The organism is Candidatus Brocadia sapporoensis (genome assembly GCF_001753675.2).
GTDB classification, from domain to species: domain Bacteria; phylum Planctomycetota; class Brocadiia; order Brocadiales; family Brocadiaceae; genus Brocadia; species Brocadia sapporoensis.
The window spans coordinates 41,868-61,901 of the sequence record NZ_MJUW02000017.1; the positions used below are offsets into that span (position 1 = coordinate 41,868).

The 20,034-nt window shown below is 43.6% G+C and carries 23 protein-coding genes; 9 read left to right on the forward strand and 14 right to left on the reverse strand.

The window, feature by feature from the left end; genetic code table 11:
- Nucleotides 1–60 precede the first annotated feature (60 nt).
- From BIY37_RS00560 to BIY37_RS00580, 6 genes are all read left to right on the forward strand, one after another.
- Entirely contained in the window at nucleotides 61–1,347 is a 1,287-nt protein-coding gene (locus BIY37_RS00560) for a dihydroorotase (protein ID WP_070065903.1), read from the forward strand.
- A complete protein-coding gene (locus BIY37_RS00565) occupies nucleotides 1,341–2,012 on the forward strand; it encodes an NYN domain-containing protein (RefSeq protein ID WP_070065904.1) in 672 nt (223 codons plus the stop codon). The genes BIY37_RS00560 and BIY37_RS00565 overlap by 7 nt, the downstream gene beginning before the upstream one ends.
- Nucleotides 1,996–2,421, forward strand: a complete 426-nt coding sequence (locus tag BIY37_RS00570; protein WP_070065905.1) for a VanZ family protein — start codon at nucleotides 1,996–1,998, stop codon at nucleotides 2,419–2,421. The genes BIY37_RS00565 and BIY37_RS00570 overlap by 17 nt, the downstream gene beginning before the upstream one ends.
- A gap of 260 nt (nucleotides 2,422–2,681) precedes the next feature.
- A complete protein-coding gene (locus BIY37_RS13620; protein WP_070065906.1) occupies nucleotides 2,682–3,065 on the forward strand; it encodes a hypothetical protein in 384 nt (127 codons plus the stop codon).
- A gap of 121 nt (nucleotides 3,066–3,186) precedes the next feature.
- Nucleotides 3,187–3,453: a group II intron maturase-specific domain-containing protein gene (locus BIY37_RS14195; protein WP_420886175.1), complete on the forward strand. Its 267-nt coding sequence runs from the start codon at nucleotides 3,187–3,189 to the stop codon at nucleotides 3,451–3,453.
- A 160-nt stretch (nucleotides 3,454–3,613) separates the two neighbouring features.
- Entirely contained in the window at nucleotides 3,614–3,847 is a 234-nt protein-coding gene (locus BIY37_RS00580) for a hypothetical protein (RefSeq protein WP_201789362.1), read from the forward strand.
- A gap of 113 nt (nucleotides 3,848–3,960) precedes the next feature.
- Here the strand turns inward: BIY37_RS00580 and BIY37_RS00585 are convergent, their stop codons facing one another.
- From BIY37_RS00585 to trpD, 3 genes are all read right to left on the reverse strand, one after another.
- Complete coding sequence (locus BIY37_RS00585) at nucleotides 3,961–4,455, reverse strand: IS630 family transposase (protein WP_230402394.1); 495 nt, start codon at nucleotides 4,453–4,455, stop codon at nucleotides 3,961–3,963.
- Between the two features lie 35 nt (nucleotides 4,456–4,490).
- On the reverse strand, nucleotides 4,491–5,003 hold the full coding sequence (locus BIY37_RS00590; RefSeq protein ID WP_080324748.1) for a helix-turn-helix domain-containing protein: 513 nt from the start codon (nucleotides 5,001–5,003) through the stop codon (nucleotides 4,491–4,493).
- 351 nt (nucleotides 5,004–5,354) lie between these two features.
- The gene (gene trpD, locus BIY37_RS00600; RefSeq protein ID WP_070065911.1) at nucleotides 5,355–6,377 is read right to left on the reverse strand and encodes an anthranilate phosphoribosyltransferase; all 1,023 of its coding nucleotides are present in this window, start codon (nucleotides 6,375–6,377) and stop codon (nucleotides 5,355–5,357) included.
- Nucleotides 6,378–6,506: 129 nt separating this feature from the next.
- Between trpD and rpsU the strand changes: the two genes are divergently transcribed.
- Nucleotides 6,507–6,776 carry a 30S ribosomal protein S21 gene (gene rpsU / locus BIY37_RS00605; protein ID WP_070065912.1) on the forward strand — a complete coding sequence of 90 codons (270 nt, stop codon included), beginning with the start codon at nucleotides 6,507–6,509 and terminating at the stop codon, nucleotides 6,774–6,776.
- On the opposite strand, the gene rsfS is transcribed toward rpsU, so the two are convergent.
- The 8 genes from rsfS to BIY37_RS00640 form a co-directional block, all read right to left on the reverse strand.
- On the reverse strand, nucleotides 6,773–7,174 hold the full coding sequence (gene rsfS / locus BIY37_RS00610) for a ribosome silencing factor (RefSeq protein WP_230402399.1): 402 nt from the start codon (nucleotides 7,172–7,174) through the stop codon (nucleotides 6,773–6,775). The two genes, rpsU and rsfS, sit on opposite strands and share 4 nt — an antisense overlap.
- Nucleotides 7,146–7,403, reverse strand: coding sequence for a zinc ribbon domain-containing protein (locus BIY37_RS14200; RefSeq protein ID WP_143299107.1), 258 nt, complete (start codon nucleotides 7,401–7,403; stop codon nucleotides 7,146–7,148). The genes rsfS and BIY37_RS14200 overlap by 29 nt, the downstream gene beginning before the upstream one ends.
- Nucleotides 7,404–7,524: 121 nt before the next feature.
- The gene (locus BIY37_RS00615; RefSeq protein ID WP_201789363.1) at nucleotides 7,525–9,954 is read right to left on the reverse strand and encodes a sodium-translocating pyrophosphatase; all 2,430 of its coding nucleotides are present in this window, start codon (nucleotides 9,952–9,954) and stop codon (nucleotides 7,525–7,527) included.
- A 72-nt stretch (nucleotides 9,955–10,026) separates the two neighbouring features.
- Nucleotides 10,027–10,842, reverse strand: coding sequence for a hypothetical protein (locus BIY37_RS00620; protein WP_070065913.1), 816 nt, complete (start codon nucleotides 10,840–10,842; stop codon nucleotides 10,027–10,029).
- 3 nt (nucleotides 10,843–10,845) lie between these two features.
- On the reverse strand, nucleotides 10,846–12,126 hold the full coding sequence (locus tag BIY37_RS00625; protein ID WP_070065914.1) for an ABC transporter permease: 1,281 nt from the start codon (nucleotides 12,124–12,126) through the stop codon (nucleotides 10,846–10,848).
- 27 nt (nucleotides 12,127–12,153) lie between these two features.
- Nucleotides 12,154–12,999 carry an ABC transporter ATP-binding protein gene (locus BIY37_RS00630; protein WP_070065915.1) on the reverse strand — a complete coding sequence of 282 codons (846 nt, stop codon included), beginning with the start codon at nucleotides 12,997–12,999 and terminating at the stop codon, nucleotides 12,154–12,156.
- A gap of 125 nt (nucleotides 13,000–13,124) precedes the next feature.
- A complete protein-coding gene (locus BIY37_RS00635; RefSeq protein WP_070065916.1) occupies nucleotides 13,125–13,457 on the reverse strand; it encodes a hypothetical protein in 333 nt (110 codons plus the stop codon).
- Nucleotides 13,458–13,495: 38 nt separating this feature from the next.
- The gene (locus tag BIY37_RS00640) at nucleotides 13,496–14,974 is read right to left on the reverse strand and encodes a B12-binding domain-containing radical SAM protein (RefSeq protein WP_070065938.1); all 1,479 of its coding nucleotides are present in this window, start codon (nucleotides 14,972–14,974) and stop codon (nucleotides 13,496–13,498) included.
- Between the two features lie 375 nt (nucleotides 14,975–15,349).
- Between BIY37_RS00640 and BIY37_RS00645 the strand changes: the two genes are divergently transcribed.
- Entirely contained in the window at nucleotides 15,350–15,910 is a 561-nt protein-coding gene (locus BIY37_RS00645; RefSeq protein WP_070065917.1) for a transposase, read from the forward strand.
- Nucleotides 15,911–16,209: 299 nt separating this feature from the next.
- Here BIY37_RS00645 and panC read toward each other — a convergent pair whose 3' ends face one another.
- The 3 genes from panC to pyrB are packed head-to-tail and all read right to left on the reverse strand — an operon-like array spanning nucleotide 16,210 to nucleotide 18,477.
- Entirely contained in the window at nucleotides 16,210–17,082 is an 873-nt protein-coding gene (gene panC / locus BIY37_RS00650; RefSeq protein WP_070065939.1) for a pantoate--beta-alanine ligase, read from the reverse strand.
- Nucleotides 17,083–17,104: 22 nt separating this feature from the next.
- Nucleotides 17,105–17,554, reverse strand: a complete 450-nt coding sequence (gene pyrI, locus BIY37_RS00655; RefSeq protein ID WP_070065918.1) for an aspartate carbamoyltransferase regulatory subunit — start codon at nucleotides 17,552–17,554, stop codon at nucleotides 17,105–17,107.
- Nucleotides 17,551–18,477 carry an aspartate carbamoyltransferase gene (pyrB, locus tag BIY37_RS00660; RefSeq protein ID WP_070065919.1) on the reverse strand — a complete coding sequence of 309 codons (927 nt, stop codon included), beginning with the start codon at nucleotides 18,475–18,477 and terminating at the stop codon, nucleotides 17,551–17,553. The genes pyrI and pyrB overlap by 4 nt, the downstream gene beginning before the upstream one ends.
- 260 nt (nucleotides 18,478–18,737) lie before the next feature.
- Between pyrB and BIY37_RS00665 the strand changes: the two genes are divergently transcribed.
- Nucleotides 18,738–20,033, forward strand: coding sequence for a homoserine dehydrogenase (locus BIY37_RS00665; protein WP_070065920.1), 1,296 nt, complete (start codon nucleotides 18,738–18,740; stop codon nucleotides 20,031–20,033).
- The last annotated feature ends 1 nt before the right edge of the window (nucleotide 20,034 follow it).

Here is a 20,034-nt window from a genome sequence, read left to right on the forward strand (position 1 = left end):
ACTTCACAGATCTCTTTCTTTTGTAAAGGGAGGAATCAAGGTTTTTTTTGGAGTAGTAAAATGGTATATGGCGAAGTATTAATAAAAGGCGGACATGTCGTGGATCCTGCAATCGGGCTCGATGGTCGTGTGGATATCTTGATCAAAGGTGGCAAGATACAAACAATTTCAAAGGATATTGAGGCAAGTAACGGTACAAGGGTTATCGATGCAACCTCGAAATATGTGATTCCGGGCTTAATTGACTGCCATGTACATCTTCGGGAACCAGGACTGGAACATAAAGAGACTATCGAGACGGGTTCCCGTGCCGCTGCAATAGGTGGTTATACCACGCTGATCTGTGAACCAAACACCGCCCCTCCCATTGATTCACTGGAAATGGTGGAATCTTTCATGAAAAGAGTGTATCGGAAAAGTGTGGTACATATCTATACGAAAGCATGCATTACAAAGGGATTGTTGGGTGAAGAATTAACGGACATAGACAGACTGGCAACAGATAAACGGGTGCGCGCCCTCTCAGATGACGGGAATCCCGTGTTTTATGAACCGTTGATGAAAAAGGCTTGCGAGCTCGCATCGCAGAATAAGCTTGTTATAAGTCCGCATTGCGAAGATTCTCAAATCTCTTTGGAGAAAGCGAAAGAAAATACCCAGGTTGCCCACTTTCCCGGAAAACCATTTTGCCACGAAACGGATTTTGTCCTGAGAGAAATCAAATGTACGGAACAGGCACGAGGATGGCTGCATGTTTCGCATGTGAGTCTGAAGAGCACCCTTGAGGCAATTAAACAAGCAAAGGAAAGAAATATTGCAAAGATCTCCTGTGAGGTTACACCACATCATTTACTTCTGGACGAAACTTTCAGGGATGCAAACGGAAATGTGCCGAAAACGAATCCCCCTTTGCGTACCAGAGAAGATAGAGAGGCGCTGCAGAAAAGTTTATTAAATGGTGTGGTTGATGTTATTGCTACCGACCATGCACCGCATACCCAGGATGATATAAAAAGAGGCGCTTCGGGTCTTATTGGACTTGAAAATGCACTTGGCGTTATTCTCACAAAACTAGTACATCCTGGCATTTTATCGTTGAAAGAGGTTGTTCGGAAAATGTCCACGAATCCTGCCCGGATATTCAATGTTCCCGGAGGCAGTCTGGCAGTGGGTATGCCAGCAGACATTGCCATCATTGATATGGATAAAGAATGGACCGTTGAAGCGGGAAAATTCGAGTCAAAGTCCAGGAACTGTCCTTTTCAAGGATGGAAATTAAAGGGACAGGTCGTTTCCACCATTGTTGGTGGAAAGGTAATCGTTGATAATGGGAAAATCGTATGTTAATCATCATAGACGGCTATAACTTTATATTTACCGTACCCGCTATAGAAAAGCACGTGGGGACAAATCGTATTGAACCCGTACGTGACTATGTAATATCCCTGTTTTCAAAATATAGAGAAAAAAAACATTATGATGTGACTGTTGTGTTTGATGGTAATTATACACAAGCTGCTTTACCGAAGAAACAAACTTATTCGGGCATTACCGTCATTTATTCAAAATCAGGTATCAGCGCAGATACGGAAATAAAAAATATTACCAGTCTTTGCCAAAATCCAGCAGATGTCCACATCGTAACCTATGACAATGAAATAAAACGACATGTCAGGAAATGTGGTTGTCATGTTATCGAGCCCAAAGTAATGTACCGGGAAATCCAGGAAATTTTAACAAGTAAAAAAAATATTTCTGGTGAACCGGAAAGTAAGCAGAAAGGTCCATCGGAAAGTGATGCACAATATTGGAAGGATATTTTTAAAGACGTTCCCGATGAAGAGCTAAAATCCTGTGTAATAAAGGCAGATACGTCAAAGATAAAGAGGAAAAAGACGCCACCACCGCACGGAAACGAACCGCACTGCAAATACCAGGGACCTTCTGTGGATGAGACACAATACTGGGTTCGTATCTTCAAAGAAATCGGAACGAATGAACATCAGGATTAGAGTGCATTGGATTTATAAAGGTATCTTAACGGTAGCTTATGCCTCTTTAATATACTACGAATCTTCTACAGACACATCTTCTGTTTCCCTCCCATCACACAGTGACAAACTCATTCATTTTTTTGTGTTTGGACTGTTATGCCTCATGCTCTGCTGGACGCTTTCTTCCTTCACGATACGAAGCAAATGGATATCTAAAACTATCCTGGCAATTGGGATCACATCCCTCTATGGTGCATCAGATGAGTTCCACCAATTCTTTACCCCGAACCGTTCCGTAGACATCTTTGACTGGGTAGCGGATACAACTGGCGCCGTTGTTGCCGGTTTTTTATGGCATATAATAACTCATAGGAGACGGATAAAGAAGAGATCTCTTGCAATGGAAAAAAGACCGGTTGAGATGTAGCAGGAAATTAAAACCCCTAAATTTTGCAACTGATTTAAAAGAAAGATAACAATTTAATTTTTTTGAAAAGTTCCCATGAAAACCGGATATTAAATGCAGTAGGGGCAGGTTTGAAACCTGCCCCTACTGCGCCTGAAAGTGCACAATGCCAGAGGGGTGAAAGTCCCCTTCAGGGAAAATGCTTTCCAGACCTGTAACCGACCGTAACTGCGTCATCGTGAGATGGGGTGGGGAGCAAAGGGAGGCAGGAAGGTGGATGAGTGAAGACTGTAGAGAAGGAAGAAAGACCAGCGGGAGTGGAAGGAAATCCTAAGCAATCTGGAGAAGTTCAGCTCCGGGAGAGGTGGAGATGGACAGAACCTTCTGTATGGACGGAACGGATGTTGACGGCTTTGGAAAAAGGAATGAAAGGAGGCAAATGGCTTAGTCTGGTGGACAAGGTGTACTCAAGCGAGAACCTGAGAGCGTCATGGGAGAAGGTGAGAAGGAACGGAGGTGCAGCAGGAGTAGACCGACAGAGCATCGAGGCGTATGAGAAAGAAGCGGAAAAGAATCTTGTGGAATTAGAGAAGATACTCAGAGCGGGAAACAACAGGGTTGACGCTGCATCCAGAGAAGACCAAAATAGTAGATGCAATCCATAAGGGAGGATTTGACTTTCTGGGGTACCCCTTTGAACGGGGGATGAGATGGCCACGCAAAAAGAGTATGAATAAGCTCAAAGAAGCAATCCGCCATAAGACGAGACGAACATCAGGAGAGAGCATGAAATGTATCCTAGGAGAACTCAACAAAAGACTCAGGGGCTGGTATGAATACTTTCAACACAGCCACAAAACGACATTTCCAAGAATAGATAGTTGGATACGAATGAGACTGAGGAGTATCCTGAGAAAGCGTCACGGAGGTAAAGGAAGAGGCCGAGGTGCAGACCATCAGAGATGGCCAAATGCGTACTTTGCGAATCTTGGGTTGTTCACATTAGCCGCAGCCCATACATTAGTCTGTCAATCCCGAAAGGGTAACCACTGACTGGAGAGCCGTATGCGGGAGACCCGCCTGTACGGTTTGGAGGGAGGGGAGGTGAAAGCCTTTCTACCCCTATCCCGGCTGCTATATACCGAAAGCCCTTTGTGCTTGGAAATTGATACCAAAAATCTGAACGTTGTGGGCTGGATTGCCTAAGAGGTAAATGAATATGCCATGGAATTATAGAGTAATAGAGGATAAAGGAAAATTCAGGATTCATGAGGTTTACTACAACGATGCAGGAGAAATAACAGCCATTTCAGAAGACCCAATTGCGCCTGAAGGCGAAACTTTAGAAGAATTGAAGGATGCCCTGGAATATTATTTCGCCGCATTAAAGAGACCTGTCCTGAAAAAAGATGAGATTAAATTTGCTTCGATGATAGAAGATGATTAATTTGATTAAGCTGGTTTTAAGGTGGCATGGACAAACTTGTTTATCCGCGCTTAGCTTGATTTATTGTTTTCAGCAGTCTGAAATGATAATACTAAGATGTATTCAAAGGAATACTAACAATCCAGTCGAAGCCAGCTATCCCGGCGATTTTTTTTGTCATTTTCCAGTGTCACCAAAGCGTCCATGAGTATGTTCTCAACTGCAGCCATACTATCAAACATCTTGTTCGCAAACCACTTCTCGCGTATCTCATCCCAGATATGTTCCACAGGATTGCATTGTGGACTATAAGCGGGCAACCAAATCAATCTCATGTTTTGAGGAATTTTCAATTCTTGGGCCTTGTGCCAGCTGGCCTGATCCATAAGCATGAGAATCAAATCACCAGGATGACGAGTAGCTACTTCCTCCAGGAACATCGACATCATGCAGGCGTTTACCTCCGGCAGGATCAAAGAATCCATTGTCCCATCATGCGGGCTTACCGCTGCAAAGGCATAGGTATACTCCCTTACGACTTGCGTCGGGACATCAGGTCTCAGGCCCGAAGGCGCCCAGCACCGCCGCGGATCGCTGATTCGGCCAAACCGGCCTTCATCCTGAAACATCAACCGCACCTTTCTACCTTGCGCTGCTTGGCATTTTACTTCTTCCTGGACGAGGGCAGGGAGGTTTTTTTAAATTCCTCCTGAGCGGCAAAGTCCGTACGCGAATGCTTCGAACGAGGGTCGATCTTACGCCAGCCATGTCGAGCCAACATCCGGTAAATAGTGGATTTTGGCACCTTCTTGCCAAAAAGCTCCTCATAGGCGATTTTTATCTCGCCGACTACCAGAACTCCACCGGATTTAGCCTTTTCTAAAAAAGAGTCGAGAAGCTCTTTCTCCTGGTTGATTGTTAAATTACTATATCTCCTGCCACCACGCCCTTTACCCAGTAAGACTTTCTCGCCTTCCCGGAGATAACGGCTCTGAATAATTTTGACCGTGCTCTGGCTCCACCCAACAGCCTTGGCCGTATCAACAGGATTCATGTTCAAGGCCGCTCTTAACCAAAGACATTGAACTCTCTGAAAATCAGCCTTGGTTTTAGTTTGACCCAGTAGGTTTCTTAATGATTCTTGTTGCTGATCGCTTATTGCTTTAGGCGTTCTCATAATATCCTCCAATAAATAAGTAAGTTTATCTGGAAGATATTATATATTAGTTTGTGTTTGAATGCAACTTCGTATAAACATTCAAAATTCATCCAACAGATGCGCAAAAAGCACAATCTGTCTGTTTGTCCATGTTTTGTCATTTATACCAATGTGTGAATTCAAACAAGCACGGATAAACGAGTTTATCCGTGCCACCCGGTAGCCGCAGACATAACTTGCAGGAACCAAGTTGATGATAACATGCCTTCAAAATATCCAGAAGTAAATGAATTCTTGTTACATTATAAAAAATGCCATTCAGAAAAAACGATGAATGAATTTTTCTTGCCAGTCTTAAAATACTATTATTTATTCCGTCGATTGCCAACTGATTTCGATTAACTTCTTTAGTGCACTTTTTGCATTGCCCGTGTCAATAGACCGTGAGGCAATTTCTATTCCTTCGGTAAAATCGTTTGCCAATCCTCCTGCAATAATTGCTGCGGCTGCGTTTACGAGCACTATATCCCTTTTAGGACTGTGAATACCTTCCAGTATTTCTCTGATTGCTGTAGCACTTTCTTCGGCAGTATTAACGGTTAAATCCGATAGCTTCGATTTATTTATGCCAAATTCTTCCGGATTAAAATAATAACTTCTTGTCGTACCCCCAACGAGCTCACAAATTTTTGTTTTATTCGTTGTAGTTATCTCGTCCAGACCGTCTAATCCATGTACAACAAATGCGTGTTTATCTCCCAGCATTTTTAGCGCCTCTGCCATGATAAACGTCATGTGCTCACTGTATACCCCAAGGACGCGATGGGTGGCCCCGGCAGGGTTTGCTAAAGGGCCAATGATATTGAATATCGTACGAATCCCAATCTCTTTTCGAGGACCAAGGGCGTACTTCATTGCCTGATGCAAAAGTGGCGCGAAAAGAAACCCGATGTTGACGACGGCAAGACATTTTTCCACCGTTTTTACATCGGCCTCAAGATTAATTCCTAATCGCATCAAGACGTCTGCGCTTCCACATCGGCTGGAAAACGCCTTATTGCCGTGCTTGGCAACCTTCAGTCCGGCGCCTGCAACAACGAAAGCGGCAGCAGTGGAAATGTTGAAGGTATTTCTGGCGTCACCACCCGTTCCGCAGGTGTCGACCACGATATCATTTCCTGTCTCTATTTTTATCGCCCTTTTTCTCATAGCAATGGTGCATCCGGTAATCTCTTCTACCGTTTCACCCTTCATACGTAGGGCAGTAATAAAAGATGCGATCTGTGCATCGGTGGCATTCCCATCCATAATGTGTGCCATCGCCGCCAGGCTTTCTTCCATGGTCAGATGCTGGCTACTCACCAATTTGGATATAGCTTTTTTTACTGGCATACCGATATAAAAAATGAAAAAGGAGTTTTCCCTTGACGTAAAATATGATATAAGTTAGAATATTCATCTTTGATTTTTGAAAATAACAATTTTTCATATCATTTTGAAGAAAGGATAAATAGCTTATTTATGGCAAAAATACAAATAACGTCCGACGAAAATATACGGGAAGCATTAAGAAGATTTAAAAAGATGTGTGATAAAGAAGGCATTATTAATCAATCAAAACGTATTGCTTATTTCGAAAAACCTTCAGAAAAAAAACGCCGGGAGGAAAGCCGGAGGATTAAAAATATTAAAAGGGCGCAAAAATTAGGTATTTCAGGCTTGGCAAGTCCTACCCGTACTCAAAAGAATACCTATTCAAAGAATACGTATTCCAAATACTCGTCATTTTAAATATCAGCCTTCCATGGTAATTTCTGCGCATCACCCCATAAGAGTTCCAAATCATAAAAATGACGCATCTCTTTATCAAAAAGATGAACAATGACGTCTCCATAGTCCATGAGTATCCATTTGGCTTCCTGATACCCTTCCATACCCATCCAATGGATACCATAGCTATGCAGTTTTAATTCTATTTCCTTTGCGATGCCCTGTAATTGGCGTTCGTTGAAACCGCTGCAAATAACGAGGAAATCCGTAATAAAGGTTAAACCTTGCACGTCAAATATGAAAATATCTGACGCCTTTTTATCATCTGCAGTTTTAGCGCAAAGGATTGCAATTTCTTTAGGATCTATGGTATCTATCCCTCCGGGGCGCCTATCGCTGTTTTGTGTCAAAACTTTCACCAAAATCTGCCTCATATTGCATTGAGGGTTTTATTTCTGACAGACTGCTTCCGCAATAGTAACAAAATCTCGCGTATCTGGGGTTCACATCAAGACAATTTTCACACCGATGGTATAAAAGGGTGCCGCAAAGAATACAAAAATTTGCTCCTTTTACATGATTATCAAATTGACAATTTGTGTTAGGACATATTCTGTCATCCCGTTCTGTAACCATATTACCAGACATAAGAACCTCCCATTGAAAAGGGTATTTTCAAACCTTGACCACAGCCATTCATGTGGGGTGAACGGCAGTTCACCCCACACCTGCAACTCGTTGCGTTTTCTGCAACCTGTTTTTTCTTTTACTAAGGAATGTGCAAAAAGGCGCCTATTTTGGGTGAAAATTTAATGATAATTCCCGCAAAGACAACCGACACAATGGACATAAGTTTCAGCAGAATGTTTAAGGACGGACCTGATGTGTCTTTAAAGGGATCTCCCACCGTATCACCAACAACAGCCGCTTTGTGCGCAGATGAGCCCTTTCCGCCTCCGGCACCACTTTCAATGTACTTTTTCGCATTGTCCCAAGCCCCGCCGGCATTCGCCATAAAGACTGCCAGCAGGAAGCCTACTGTCAAACTGCCAGCCAAAAGCCCTATCACTCCGGCCACACCCAACACCAAGCCAGAAACAATAGGTACCAGCAAGGCCAGGAGAGAAGGGACAAACATTTCACGCTGTGCTCCTTTCGTACTGATTGCCACACAGGCTGCATAATCGGGTTTTCCCGTTCCTTCCATGATTCCGGCGATTTCTCTGAATTGTCTTCTTACCTCTTCCACCATGCTACCTGCAGCACGGCCTACAGCCTTCATTGTTATGGCACTGAAGACAAACGACGACATACCGCCAATAAATAAGCCGATAAGTACTTTTGGGTTAATTAAGGTAACATCCAGGTAATTCATGAGGTCAGATAATTTTGCACTGGCTAAATCCATTGATGTACCAGCAATTTGGATGACCGTGACCCCTGATCTTTCCAGTCCCACCTTTATTTGTTCGACAAAGGAGGCAATCAGCGCCATGGCCGTGAGCGCAGCAGAACCGATTGCAAAACCTTTTCCTGTTGCTGCCGTTGTATTTCCTAATGCATCGAGTGCATCTGTCCTCTCTCTGACAAAAGGCTCAAGACCGCTCATTTCCGCATTACCGCCGGCATTATCAGCAATGGGTCCATACGCATCCGTTGCCAGGGTTAATCCCAAGGTGGAAAGCATACCCACTGCTGCAATGGCGATACCGTAAAGGCCAAGTGAAATATTTGAAAAACCGCCAGCAAAGGCATAGCTTAATAAGATTGCTGCAGAAATGGTAATGACGGGGATAATTGTAGACATCATGCCAGTGGCGATGCCGTCAATAATCACTGTTGCAGGGCCCGTCTTTGCTTGTCCGGCAATACCCTTTGTTGGTGAATAATTGGAAGAGGTGTAGTATTCTGTACCCTTGCCAATGATAACACCCGCTATTAGCCCGGTCACAATCGAACCCCATACGCCGAAATTTTGGGGCAGCATGACCTTGATAACTACGGCGGATGAAATCAGAATCAGAATTGAACTGAGGTTAATTCCCTTTCCCAACGCCTTCAGGAGTTCTTTCTGGGATGCCTCTTCCTTTGTTTTAACCGCGTAAATTCCTATAATAGAGAGGAAGATGCCGAGTCCTGCCAAAATCATAGGAACAACCATCCCGGCAATACCGAGACCAGCAGTTACACCCAGCGCCGCACAGGCCAACATGGAGTTATAATAGGATTCATACAGATCTGCTCCCATTCCCGCTACGTCGCCGACGTTGTCGCCTACATTATCTGCAATGGTGGCAGGGTTTCTTGGGTCGTCTTCGGGTATACCTGCTTCTACTTTACCCACCAAATCGGCTCCCACGTCGGCAGCTTTGGTGAATATTCCGCCGCCTACCCTTGCGAACAAGGCCTGGGAACTGGCGCCTATGCCAAAGCATGGCAGCATCATGGCCATGTCAAGCAACGAAACGTTGGTAAATTTGCGGAAGACAAAGAACCATAAAGAAATATCAAGTAGTCCCATACCAACCACGATAAGTCCCATGACAGCGCCGCTTCTAAATGCAACCTGGAGACCCTGGTTCAACGATTTTCGTGCGCCTTCTGCGGTCCTTGAACTTGCGCTGGTGGCGGTCTTCATACCCAGGAAACCGGCAAGACCCGACAAAAAACCGCTGGATAGAAAAGCAAAAGGAACAACCTTCGATTGGGCATGCAATCCAAAGGAGATTAAAAGAAGAACAAGAAAAGCGCCGATAAAGAATATACTTACAACTTTGTATTGTTGCTTCAGGTAGGCATAGGCGCCTTCTCTGACGTGCCCGGCGATCAATTTCATTTTGTCATTGCCATCGGGCGACTTCATAACTTCCTTGTAAAACTTCCTCGCATAAAAGAGGGCGAACAGTGCGCCAATCGGTGCAATCCACCACAATTTGGGTATGGCATGGGCTTGCTCATTCGTTTTCTTGTAGGCCGCCGTACCTTCCAGTTCAAACAACGGTCTTTCTTTTTGAGTAGCTTCTCCAAGATCAAACTGAGGTTTATTTTCGTCACTCTTTACGGTGCCTTGGGCATGTGCGCTGCGGGATAATAACCCCGACTTTGATACTCCACAGACCAAGGTCGTTAACATTAACAGTATCATGATAATGCTAACCCTGGTATTTTTAAAAATCGGTTTATGTAAAAAACTATTCATCAGCTTACATCATTCTCCTTTCTGTTTTCTAATTATATCTTTTTCTGTTAAGTTACAAGGTATCCATAACTCCTACCACGTGTCTTTTTTTGACATGCTTTGGAGAAAATCCTTTTTCTTCTCAATCATGTGAATCAACTCGGGGATATTGGTCGAGGCATCTTCCGGATGATTGGTATGATATTTTTTCCATTCTTGCATGGCTGACTCACAATATTGAAGCGCCATGTCAAGGTTTTCTTCCCTTTCAGCACATAATGCCGCATGCCACAAGACATGGCAAATGGTTCTTTCTACTGCCAGAACATTACGTAATTTCTGGGTATGCAAAAGAGATTGCCGTAACCAATAAAGAGCCTCTTCGTAATTGTCTTCACCCGCCTCTTTCTTTAACTGTTCACGGTAATACGGTGCATATTTGAAAAATCGTTGATCAAATAAATGGAAATACATATACCCCAGCTCAAAGAAAAGGTCTCCGTTATCGGGATTCTTTACAGCCCCTTTCTTTGCAAAGTTTAAGCCTAAATATATCCATTTCCATTTGCTTTGCGGAGCATCCCATTCACTGGCAATATTATATGCCATATTCCATGCCTGAAAAACCCAAACCGCGGGGAAATTCGGCTGTAATTTGGCGATAAGATTGTTCACGGTTAAAAGTTCATAGTATTTTTTTTCTTCGTGCCGGGCAATGGCCCTTGCCCAGAGAAAATCTACCGCAATTCCCCGAAAACCTCCCATGAGAAGCAATGGAATGCTTTCCGTTGGATCGTAACGTGGCCTGCTGACTCCCGATGTATTGCGGAAAGAAGCAGTCCATACATTTACCAAAAAAATACCACACAGCAAAAGCAATAAAAAAACGTTCCTCTTTTGGTGACCCAAGGTTTAGAAAAACTCTCTTTTTTTTAAAATAATAGCGGACAGAAAAAGGCAAATACCGGCATATACGACAGCATACCCAAAAGAAACTACAACAGTTTCTAAAGGGATGTTGATGCCTTTTAAGAGAAACTTCAAGCCATCAAATCTTTTAAAATCTGGTAAAATTAAGCAAATCCATTCCAAAGGTTTTTTGATAAGGTGATCCACATAAACCAGAAGAATATTGGGGGTTTTCAGCGCACCGGGTACGGCATGTTCATGCGCATGATGATCTTGAATGAGTAAGGAGAAGTCTTTGATAAATTCTAGTATATGCCCGCATAAGAACACAACAAACGCTGCTGCAATACTCACCGGAGCCGATAGATAGGTCGATCCCATTACCGCAATGGATATGATCAGCAAAAATTTCAAAAAGGTAATAATAACGGCTTTTCCATAATTCGACACAAAACCTTGTTGGGTCGAAAATACCTTAACATCCATTTGTGTAGCACCAATATAATCCGTGGGAAGGATGGGGAAAATCGAAATATTCAGAGTATCATTCTTCAGGACACGTTCAGGATCTATTTTCAATACAAATGGTTTATCGATCTGAGCGGATCTGACTTCCGTTTTTCCGCAACCTACAATTCCATCCTCTACCGTTATCATCAAGGGGATCGTGTCAATGAACCCCCGATCACTTTCGAGTTTTAGATTACACTCTACATCAAGACCGGAAGTATTCGTATGGGTTTTCTTAATATCAGAGAAACTCCACAGTGCAACCCCAGACCTTCCCCCTGCAATCCATGCGATTCCCTGGCGTGCATGGTGCAACTTGCCCTGAATAGAAAAATGCGATGCGGCAAACTCCGTCCTCGCCTTTAATATACCGCGGTATTCTTCCGGCACATTTGATGCACGGTATTGAATAGAAACGAGATTGAACGAACTCAAAATTACCAAAAGGAGCGCGGATAACAGGACAAAGCCTGTTATTTTGCCCGCAACAAGTTTTAACCGTGACACAGGCTTTGATAAAATACCGTAGATGGTCTTGTCCTCTATTTCGTGCGGTAATGCTGTGGCAGAAAGAAGGATTACTCCTGTAATGCATAAGAGCACTACCACCTGAAAGAACACGACCATGGCCATTTTAATCCTTGCATCCGGCTCATCCGTCGTTGGGATAGCCGGCAAAATTGCCATAATAAGAATACCGAGCCCAATCAGGACGTGGAGCGTTTTCTTTCGAAATGATTCTCGAAGTGTATGGATAGCAATGGTTCGAATCATCAGAACTTCAGGGTAAAGAGCTATCTGTCAACGACGCTGAATAATGCTTATAAATAAATCTTCCAAGGTAGATGACGGATGTTTGATGGACAAAACAGTTCCCTTCCTACTCTCAATAAAAGCCTTTACTGCCTCAATGTCGTCATTAAAAAGATTTTTAATCACAAATTCGATAGCATCGTTTTGGGATAATAGCTCTCTTACGGTTCCTGCTACTTGCAAAACACCCTTATTGAAGATGGCGATCCTGTCACAAATGTCCTGCACGTCAGCTAATAAATGAGAACAAAGAACAACGGTTTTTTTTCGCCGTTTAAAATCCAGAATAAGATCCTTCATCTGCCGGCTACCCATGGGGTCTAAACCACTCGTCGGCTCATCCAATATTACTAATTCCGGATCATTGATCAAGGCTTGCGCAAGCCCTATTCTTCGCAACATTCCCTTTGAGTATTGACTTAGTGGCCGTTTGCGAACGTGATCCAACTTTACCTCATGGATTAATGCGTCAATCCTCCGTTTTCTTTCTTTTTTTTCAATATCAAAGAGCTTTGCATAAAAATCGAGAATTTCCTCGGCGGTGAGAAATTTATATAAATACGACTCCTCCGGTAAAAAACCTATGTTCCTTTTAATCGTTAAATTACCCGAAGGGTAGCCCAACACCCAGGATTTGCCGCTGGTGGGAAAGAGGAGGCCAAGAAATAATTTTATCGTAGTTGTTTTACCCGACCCATTAGGACCAAGTAATCCAAATATTTCTCCCCTCTCGATCGTTAAGTTAAGATTTGTTAAGGCGGAGGTACTTTTGCGTCTCCAGAAATCTTTATAAACCTTTGTAAGTCCTTCTGCCCTAATTGCGTAACTATCCAAAGAGTTCTTAATTTCCCGCCTTAAAAAATAATACGTATTTATTAAAATATAGGATAAACGCTACGCTAATGTAATCAAAAGTAGTGGATAAGTCAAATGATATTTAAAGTTAAGGGATTTCAAACTCAATAAAAATGTGAGCCGAAGATGCGTTTTGTGGCGGTGTTTGGATCAAGGTTTTTGATTTTTGGTTTTATCTCACGGAAAAGACATTCTCTCCCATGTTCATCCGTGTGATGTACGGGTGTCATGAAGCCAACGTGGCAGATATCGTACCCGTCATCAAGGTAATCGGCTTTCAAATCAACACAAATCCGATATAAATCGTACCAGGCGATCGATGATAAACGTAACAGATACGTATACATGCAAGTGTCATTGCCAGGGCGACAGTCCGGAGCAATCCCCGGCACCTGAATTGCTTTGCTTCGCCCGCAATGTCTACTTTCTTTTTGCATTCATTCTACATCTCCGAATCAGGCCGAACCTTTTAGGATCAAAGGACATGTAATTTGCTGACCTTGCGGAAATGGTATCCATAAACTGCGAGGGTAACGGATAGTGGTAATAATTCACGACGATGAAAGGACGTCCATAGCAAGAGTTTCCAAAACTGGGTGCGCCCATTACCAACAATACCAAGATGATAGATGGCACGAAATAAGGCCAGTATATGATTAAATGTAAATCGAACTTTAATCTTAGGCGCCTTATATTCCCGGAAGAAGGTCTTTATACGCTGATAATAGCTTTCAGGAGAATAAATGTGTCTCAAAATCCTTTTATATCCATCCCTCAAAATATCGGCATCCATAGTAGGAATTATATTTGTTGTGCCATCTACATTATCCCCTGACATCTGTCCAAGCAATCGTCCTTCTTGCTTCAGACGTTCATATAACTTTGTCCCCGCCGGGGCCTGAAGCAGACCAATCATTGCCGACACAATTCCGCTTTTCTGGATAAAATCAATTTGCCGCTGGAAAATGGATGGCGTGTCGCTGTCAAAGCCCACGATAAAGCCTGCTTGTACCTGCAGTCCCGCCCGCTGAATACGCCTTACGTCTTCAACGAGGTTGCGGTTCTTGTTCTGCTTTTTGTTACATTCTGCCAGGCCATCAGCATCCGGCGTTTCAATTCCGACGAAAACCGTATCAAAGCCCGCTTCGGACATCATTTGCATCAGAGGTTCATCGTCGGACAGGTTGATGGAGACTTCCGCGTTAAATGGTATCGGCACATGTTCGCTTTGCCATTTGATTAAAGCGGGAAGCAATTCGTCCTTGAGTCTTTTTTTGTTTCCGATGAGATTATCATCTACGAAGAACACCGGTCCGCGCCACCCCAGGCGATAGAAACTGTCCACCTCAGCAATAACTTGCTCCGTAGTTTTGGTGCGCGGACTTCGCCCAAACAAGGCCGTTACATTGCAAAACTCGCAGTGGTATGGACAACCCCGCGAGTATTGTATACTCATCGAGGCATATTGTTTCAGGTTGGCCAGCTCCCAAAGAGGTGCCGGTGTCTCGCGAATATCAGCAAAACAGGATGTGCTGTATACACGCTTGGCACAATTATTACTTAGATCTTCCAAAAAGGGTGGCAGGGTTAGCTCTGCCTCATTAAGTACGAAATGATCGACATCCTTAAATTGCTCGTGCTCGCTCGTGAATAAAGGCCCGCCGGCAATCACCTTGACGCCAGCTTTCTTGCAACGTGCAATGATGTGTTGCGCCGAAGTTCTTTGCACCACCATACTGCTGATAAACACATAATCCGCCCATGCCAGATTCTCATCCGTGAGCCTTGCCACATTGACATCAACCAGGCGCTTTGACCACTCTGCCGGCAGCATCGCGGCGACAGTCAGAAGACCCAGTGGCGGAAAGGAGGCCTTTTTGCGTACGAACTTAAGTGCGTGTTTGAAACTCCAAAATGTATCCGGGAACTCAGGGTATATCAATAGTACATTCATTATGCTTCCTTCACATTCTCGCCCAGCAATGAGCGGTAAAAAAAATTTTGCTTTATTATAAAAACGGTCTCCGTGGAAGGCCGTAAACAAACGCCTCATGATTTTGTTCTATGGTGTAACTGGCACACGAATCACTTCTTTCTGAATTTTATCCGCTCGGGAAATTTCTTGTTAAGCCGTGACCTTGATCCAACGATAAATTTATTGTATAGGAATTTTCATTTTACTTAAGCGGGTTACAGGGTGGCATGGACAAACAAGTTTGTCCATGCCACCCTGTAGCCGAAGACATAACTTGAAAATAATAATTGAAAAAAGCATGGAAGGCATACATTTATTGACAAAGACAGGTGCTAATCCATAGAAGGCCAATTCATGCAAAAGGTGAAAACTGAGATTTCGAAAAAGCTTAAAAAGGGTCTTCACCTGAGTATTCGGCCTGGTCGTATGATACGGTTGGAAGTGACCCATGAGTCCTTGATCATCCACACAAAACTTTTGCCTCATTACGTGATGGCAGAGGCTTATATCATATACAAGATACTGGATAATCATATTCGTGTCAAGGAAAGAGAGTATGGGAATCAAGAACCTGGGTATATTCTGGCTCTTTCTGCCAACACCTTTGTAGGGGGAAGCTATCTTGAGGCACTGACTGAGAATGCCTGGCAGAAGCTTATGAAGACCCATGCGAAGCGGGGAACGAATGAGAAAAGAATTTGCCAGTTTACGAATAAGTTTTCCGGCCACCTTCCGGCAGGCGAGTTTCTTGCAAACGGAGTGTATCAGTTGTGCGCACAACTGATCTATAACTTGTTGCTCTGGATACGGAACCTGATGGTGCCTAAACCAAACCGGAAGAAGCGCATCAAAAGAATACGGCGTTGCGTAAGGCTGACAGCCTCCAGGATAATCACGAACAGATGTCAGATATGAAGGGAAATATCGACTATGCATCAGGTACATGATGTGGTCTTGAGCATGCTCCTGGTAGGTGTTTTCGGTATTGTTTTTGTCGCTTTCGCTCACCAAATTCTTGCTTTCACTCGTTGTCGCTGGATTTAGGTTTAAAGTGTTTCGTTGCATTTCCATATTATATAGTGAAAAAAGCGCTTCGTTCTATGAGTTCATCTTTATTCAAAATGTGATATTCTAAATTAGCTAGTTCCAACTCAAACAATTCATCAACAGAAGGCAACCGTTTAACATCACCGCCAAATAGTGTATTTGAGATTTCAGGTATCTGATAAAATCGGTTGCTCATAAATCGTCAGAATTACATTGTCAATAAGTCGTGTCTTGCCAATCCTGACTGCCAGGGCGACAACATCGCCGCTTTGAGCTTTTTGCACGGACTCAAGGGTTTCTGGATTAACGACGGAAATATAATCAATCGTGGCAGACTTACTTTGGGAAATAATTTTCTCCATTTCCCTTACCATTTCTTCCGTATTTACAATACCTGTCTTTACCAGAGACTGCGCCCTTATCAACGCCTGATATAAACAAAGGGCATCGTTCCTTTCCGTTTCGCTAAGATAGGCATTTCTGGAACTCAGGGCCAACCCATTCTGATCCCTGATCGTCGGAAGTACTTTTATCGTAACACCGGCATTTAGATCGGAAACGATTCTCCTGATCACCACGGTTTGCTGGAAGTCTTTTTGCCCGAAATAGGCAACGTCCGGTTGTATGAGATTGAAGAGTTTCAGCACAACGACGGCAACACCCCGGAAATGGCCCGGACGTGATTTCCCGCAGAGCTTGTCTTCCAGGGATTCAGGAATTACCGCGGTGCAAAATCCATCCGGATACATCTCCGATGCACCCGGATTGAATACGATGTTTACTCCCTCCTGAGAAAGGATGTTGCAATCATTGTCAAACGTCCTGGGATATCGCGAAAAATCCTCATTTTTTCCAAATTGCAGAGGGTTTACAAAGATACTCACCACCACCGCATCGTTTTCTTTCTTGGCCTGCCGGACAAGGCTCAGATGCCCTTCATGCAGGGCACCCATCGTTGGCACCAAACCAATCGTCGAACGGCGTTCTTTCAATACCCTGATGTATTGCTTCAAAGCTTGTACTGCAGTAATTACTTGCACCAGTTTCACTTCCGCCTTCAACTCAAATCAACACGATATCTTTTGCACCCATAATACGTTCGCAGTAATGGCATTGTAATCGTATCGGATTTTTGTTTACCACATGTTGTTTGGTTTTTATGTTGTTATGGTTGCTTACACAATTGGGATTAAAACACTTCACAATGCCATCGATGATCTCCGGAATTACGGTATTGAATTTTTTAACAACTTCGTAATCCTTGATGATATTGACCGTTGCATTCGGGGCGATAAGGGCAATTTTGTTCGCCTCTTTTTGGTCAATAATTTTACCTTCAATTTTGATAATTCCTTTTTTCTTTAAAAATTTACTCGTTAAATTTATGCCAACAAGGACGACCTGCTCTTCATTCTGAATATGTAAAAGGTCCGCAACCTTCAGAGTGCTTTTGCTGTCGATGTGGTCAATCACGGAGCCATCTTTAATTGCCGCAACGTCCAGATGTTTCATGCGATAGCCCCCAAAACGGCTGCCAATATAGCCTTCCTTACAGGAACTCCATTGCGTGCCTGATGAAAATACACGGCAAAATCTGTTGCATCCAGGCTGTCATCCATTTCATCCACCCGTGGCAAAGGGTGTAACACCTTTAAGTCATTCTTAATGCCAACCTCTTCAAGCATTGCCCTGCTTAGTCGATAGATACCGCGCACCTTTTCAAATTCCACCGGATCTGCAAACCGCTCCTTTTGTATCCTGGTACAATAAATTACGTCAAGCCGCCTGCTTATTCCCCTGAGGGATTCGTTTTCATGGCATTTTACCTTACGGTCTTTCAGCACATCGATAAAATCGTTTGGCAATTGCAGGCTGGGTGGTGAAATAAAATACATTTCTGCACCAAAATGCGACAAGGCATAAGCAAGGGAATGTACCGTTCTGCCGTACTTCAGGTCACCCAAGAATCCAATCGTTAGCCCTTCAAGTGTCCCTTTGGTCTTCTGAATGGTATAAAGGTCCAAAAAAGTTTGTGTTGGGTGTTGATTCGCACCGTCTCCGGCATTGATTACCGGTATAGTGGCAACATCTGCCGCTAATTGTGCAGAACCTTCGAGGTAGTGCCTTAACACGATGATGTCGCAATAACCCTCCACAATCTTTATAGAATCACTTAAAGATTCGCCCTTGGCAGCCGAAGAAACCCCTGATTCTGCAAAGCCGATTACCGAACCTCCCAGCCGTTTCATGGATGATTCGAAGCTTAACCGTGTCCGTGTCGAAGGCTCAAAAAATAAAGAGGCAAGCACTTTGCCTTTCAGGAGTTCCGTATTGTCCATCTGTTCCATCTGTTTGGCCAGATCGAGGATATATAATAATTCTTCTTTGTTGAAATGTCTGATGGAAATGATATCTCTTTGCTTAAACCTTACCATATACTCCGAAAACGCTTGTCCGAAGCCGCTGTGAATAAAATTTGCGTAACAATGTAACAGACCTCGCAGGACATTACAAGGAAAATCAACCTATGGATATAAAACCAGACGTTTCGTTTACAAAATCTATTGACAATAAACAATTTTATTCGGTATAGTAGAACTTTTCATGATATGAGGAAAATATCTGCTGTATTGAGATTTCAAGCATTGTATTTCGGTACGGCTTGATGGTGAAGTTATAAAGGAACCGGGAATTTATGAAAGCATTGCATGTTGGACTCGTCGGTATGGGAACCGTGGGTGCAGGAGTAGCAAAAATTCTTCTGGAAAAAAATTCGCCCCTTCTGGAAAAACTTGATTGCATACCGGTATTAAAAGGTATTGCCGATTCCAACCCGGAGGCAAAAAACAAAATAAACATACCATCGAATGTCCTCTTTACTGCTGATGCCCGGGAACTTGTCAATCATCCGGATATACAGATTATTGTAGAGCTGATCGGGGGATTGCACCCCGCGAAAGAAATTATTACTTTAGCCCTTGAAAATGGCAAAGATGTCGTAACAGCAAACAAAATGCTTTTAGCCCTTCATGGCTCAGAGCTCTTTCAGAAGGCACGGCAGCATGGCAAAAGCATTTCCTTTGAGGCAAGTGTAGGCGGAGGGATACCGGTCATTGCTGCCCTGAGAGACGGTTTTATTGCCAATAGAATCGAATCCATCTGTGGTATTGTAAACGGAACGACCAATTACATCCTCACCAAGATGACCAAAGAACAGGTTACCTATAGCGATGCCCTTGCCGAGGCACAGAAGCTTGGTTATGCAGAAAAAGATCCCACGATGGATGTCGAAGGCATAGACGCATCGCACAAACTTGCTATTTTGGCAAGGATTGGTTTTGGGGTTGACTTTGATTATAACAGTATCTATCACGAAGGTATTAGCACGGTGGATCTGTCTGATATTTGGTATGCACGCGAACTGGGATATACCTTAAAGCTCCTGGCGATCGCCAAAAAAGGGGAAAACACGATCGAACTTCGCGTTCACCCCACTCTCCTTCCTCATGAACATCCCCTGTCTTCAGTACATGGCGTCTTTAACGCTGTCTGCATAACCGGGAGTGCGGTGGGAGATGCAATGCTCTATGGCAGGGGGGCTGGTCAAATGCCAACCGCCAGCGCCGTCGTTGCAGATCTTGTAGATGTTGCACTGGGAAGAGCAGGGATTACCTTTGCCGCCATGAAAACTTTTTCTGGCTGCTCTGAGCGTTTTCCTATCGCAAACGCCCTGCAGTTTAAGACGTGTTATTATTTGCGGTTCTCTGTTGTCGATAAGCCTGGGGTGCTTGCAAAAATAACCGGTATTCTGGGAAAATATGAGATCAGCATTGCCTCGGTTATTCAGCACAAGGCCAGGGAAGCCGGTAATGTCCCGCTGGTAATGATGACTCACCTTGCAGAAGAAGGCAATCTGCAAAAGGCGCTTGTGGAGATTCAGCAACTTGATGTAATAAAAGACCACACAAAATTTCTCCGTGTAGAAGAATAGG